The following is a 3729-nucleotide window of genomic DNA, read 5'->3' as shown; positions in this document are numbered from 1 at the left end:
CGCCTTGATCTTGTCGGGCCGGAACCCCGACCAGTGGTCACCACCGGCGAAGACCACCGGGGCCTGCTGGTAGCCCAGCGCCTTGACCGTCTCCAGCGCCTCGGCGTCGGCGGACACGTCCACGACCTCGTACTCCAGGCCGTGCTTGTCCAGCATCCGGTAGGTGGCGTCGCACTGGACACAGGACGGCTTGCTGAAGACGGTGATGCTCATGCGGAACGGCTCCTTGACCTGCGGTTCTCTGCGCCAGAAGCGGAAACGACAGTCATGTAGTTCGGACGGGTACGACACTACACCTGGTGGTCCGGTGACGCCACCACCACCACATGTTGTGTGTCGCAGGCGTCGTCGAGTGTGAGTTCGCTCTCTCACCCGGTCAGCGCGGCCGGTCCGCGGAGCACCCCCAGCCAGGCGCTCACGGCGAGGACGAGCACGACGACGAGCACCACCCCGGCCGCGAGCAACCAGTCGTGCCGGTCCACGGTGACGGGCCGCCACGTGGTGCGCGGGGTCAGGCCCAGCCCCCGGGACTCCAGCGCCTGGGCCATCCGCTCGCCGCGGCGCACCGTGACCACGAGCAGCGCGAAGACCATCCGGCCCAGGTGCCGTGGACCGCGGGGCAGGCGCCCGTCACGCCGCCGCCGGGCCCGCACCGCGTGCGCGTGCTCGATGGTGGCCCACTCCCGCGGCATGTCCTGGAGCAGCCGGTAACCGGCGAGGACGGCGTAGGCGACGCGCGGGCTGAGGCGGGCGTTCTGCCGCAGGCTGTGCATGAGCGCCACCCCGTCGGTGGAGAGGAGGAACCCGATCGCCAGCACCCCGACGAGCAGGGTGCGCACCGCCAGCGCGGCGCCCACACCCACCCCCTCGGCGGTCACCCGCAGCACCCCCGCCTCCCAGAGCACGTGCCCGGGGCGGCTGAGCGCGTTGACGACGAGGACGCCGAACGCGAAGGCGAGGAACGGCAGGTGGGCGATGAGCAGCGTGCGAGGTGTCGGGCGGGTCCCGACGGCGACCCCGGTGAGGGCGAACAGGTACAGGAGTGCGGGGGTCACCGGGTCGAGCACGAACATCACCGTGAGCGACACCGCGAAGACGAGCGCCAGCTTGACCGTCGGGTTGCGGCGGTCCAGCGGCGCGACGGCGACGGCGCTCACCGGCCGGCCCCCACGGCGGCCGGCCGCTCCTGCCCGACCGCGGCGTCCAGGCCGTGGAGGACGCGGCGCACCGCGTCGGTGTCCGTCACGTGCTCCAGCAGCCAGGCGACCAGCGGCGGCAGCGTGAGCCCGGCACGTGCCCGCACCTCCGGGTCCCGGAGCACCTGGACGGTGGGGCCGTCCGCCGCGACCCCGCGGTCGGCGAGGACGACGACGCGGTCGGCCACCGCCGTGACGGTGCGCAGGTCATGGCTGGAGAGCACGACGGCGGTCCCCGCCTCCGCGGCCCGCCGCAGCGCGGCCGTGGTCGCCACGCTGTCCCGCCGGTCCAGGCCGAGGGTCGGCTCGTCGGCGAGGAGGATGCGCCGGTCGTGGGCGAGCATCGCCGCGAGGCTGAGCCGCCGTTTCTCGCCCCCCGACAGCCGGAAGGGGTTCTGCTCGGCGAGGTGCTCGAGCCGGTGGTCGCGCAGCTGTCGGGCCACCGTCTCCTCGACCGGGCCGGCCAGCCCGTGGGCGATCTCCCCCGCCACCGTGTGGGCGACGAACTGGTGCTCGGCGTTCTGGAACACCATCCCCGCCGGTTCGCCCTCGACCCCACCGGCGGCCGGTGGGAGCAGGCCGGCCAGGGTGAGCAGCAGCGAGGACTTCCCCACCCCGTTCGGGCCCAGCAGCGCGACGACCTCACCGGCTCTCAGCTCGAGGTCGACCCCCTCGAGCAGGTGCCGGACCTCGGCGGCGGGCCGTCCCCGCCTGCGGCGGGGCGCCGGCGCGGCGCGGTGGGCCACCGCGAGCGACCGGGTCCGGAGCACCGTCTCGCCGTCGAACCGGCGTGAGGGTGGGCCGGCGTCGCCGCCCGCGAGCGCCCGCAGGTAGGCCGTGTTCTCCGGTGCGGCCAGACCGCCGTCCGCCCCGGTGAGGGCGTGCAGCTCGGCCTCGAGCGGGAGCCAGCAGCCCGCGCGCAGGAGCGTCGCGGCGTGCGAGCGGAGCACCTCCCCCGTCGCGCCGTCCGCCAGGACGACGCCCGTCTCGTCGAGCACGACGGTGCGCGGCGGCAGCCCCGCCCGGCCGTGGTCGCCGGCGAGGTCGTCCAGGCGGTGCTCGACGAGCACGACGGTCGCGCCGGTGCGGGAAGCGGCCCCGGCCACCGCGGCGCGGACGCCGGCCACCCCCGCCGGGTCGAGCATCGACGTCGGTTCGTCGAGGAGCAGCACCTCGGGGTCGGTGACCAGCGCCGCGGCCAGCGCGACCCGCTGCGACTCGCCACCGGACAGCTCGCCGGTGCGCCGCGTGCGCAGGTGCGCGGCGCCGACCTGGGCGAGTACGGCGTCGATCCGCGCACCCATCGTCGCCGGGTCGGCCGCGTGGTTCTCCAGCGGCAGCACGACCTCCTGTTCGACGTCCGGCAGGCACACCGCCGAGCTCGGGTCCTGGGCGAGCACCCCGACGTGCCGGGAGAGGTCGACCACCCGCGCGTCCGTCGTCCTGGTCCCGCACACCCGGACCTCGCCGGTGAGCCGCGCGGTGACCGAGTGGGGCACGACGCCGGTGATGCACTGCAGGACGGTCGACTTCCCCGACCCCGACGCCCCGAGGAGGAGGACCTGCTCGCCGCGCCGCACGTGCAGGTCCACCCGGTCGAGGACCGGCGCGGCGCGGCGCGGGACGCGGACGGAGACGTCGTCGAGCGTCACTGCCGCGGGCGACGACGGCTCAGCCACGGCCCGCCACCTCCGGTCCGATGGCGAAGTTGTCGACGACGCCGGTGCGGGCCAGGCCGTCGACGACGACCTTGGCGAGCAGCCCACCGAGCACCGCCCCGGAGACCAGCTGCATACCGAGGCGGAGCAGGAGGATGTCCTGCCCGTACCAGCCGGCGCGGAACGCGGAGTAGAAGAACACCAGTCCCGCACCGAGCAGCCCGGACAGCGCGAAGACCGTCCACCCGAACCGGCGGTAGCGGGTGACCATGAAGGGCAGCTCGCTGCCCAGCCCCTGGATCGCCGCGGCGATCATCAGCGTCGGGCCCACCGGGGAGCCGAGGAAGATGACCTCGACGACGGAGGCGATGACCTCGGCCACGACCCCGGCGAACGGACGCCGCACGACGGCGATGACGATCGGGGCGACGATGAGCCACCCGCCGAGCAGGACGTGCTGGGCGAGGTCGCCGGCCGGCCCCATGAGGACTGCCAGGCCGTTCCACGCCTGGACCAGGACCCAGTAGACGAAACCGAAGACGACGCCCAGGACCACCATGAGCATGAGGTCCTTGAGCTCCCAGAAGGGTGCGCGACGCTCGGTCACCGGGACTGCCCCACGCTCGGGGAGCCGACGGACAGCGTCAGGTGGGAGACGACGTGCGGGATGCTCGCCCCCACCTGCGCCCAGGCGTCGACGGCGGTGGCCAGCACCTCGGCGACGTCGCCCGCGAGCCGGGTGGCGTAGTGCGCGGGACCGGTCGCGGTGCCGCGCCGCTGCGCGGCGGCGATGGCGCCCTCGATCGGGACCATGTGGTCACCGTGCTCGGAGCTGCCGTCCAGGAGCGGGTACAGCGACCACTGGGCGACGGCCG

5 protein-coding genes are annotated in these 3729 nt (G+C 74.6%); all 5 read right to left on the bottom strand.

Annotated features, from left to right (window positions below):
* Positions 1-213 (bottom strand): glutaredoxin-like protein NrdH (gene nrdH, locus Q0195_RS13340; protein WP_299279341.1); only part of this gene is annotated, 213 nt, incomplete at its 3' end.
* A 155-nt stretch (positions 214-368) separates the two neighbouring features.
* Positions 369-1157, bottom strand: a complete 789-nt coding sequence (locus tag Q0195_RS13335) for an energy-coupling factor transporter transmembrane component T (protein WP_299279339.1) — start codon at positions 1155-1157, stop codon at positions 369-371.
* Positions 1154-2875 (bottom strand): ATP-binding cassette domain-containing protein, encoded by a 1722-nt coding sequence (locus tag Q0195_RS13330; RefSeq protein ID WP_299279337.1) that lies wholly within the window; start codon positions 2873-2875, stop codon positions 1154-1156. Before Q0195_RS13330 ends, Q0195_RS13335 begins: the two co-directional genes overlap by 4 nt.
* Positions 2868-3461, bottom strand: a complete 594-nt coding sequence (locus tag Q0195_RS13325) for an ECF transporter S component (protein ID WP_299279335.1) — start codon at positions 3459-3461, stop codon at positions 2868-2870. The genes Q0195_RS13330 and Q0195_RS13325 overlap by 8 nt, the downstream gene beginning before the upstream one ends.
* Positions 3458-3729: YkoF family thiamine/hydroxymethylpyrimidine-binding protein (locus Q0195_RS13320; protein ID WP_299279333.1), on the bottom strand; the 272-nt coding region annotated here is incomplete at its 5' end. The genes Q0195_RS13320 and Q0195_RS13325, both read right to left, overlap by 4 nt.

It is taken from the genome of uncultured Georgenia sp. (assembly GCF_937958535.1).
GTDB lineage: Bacteria > Actinomycetota > Actinomycetes > Actinomycetales > Actinomycetaceae > Oceanitalea.
This window is presented reverse-complemented; position numbering and strand designations above follow the sequence as displayed.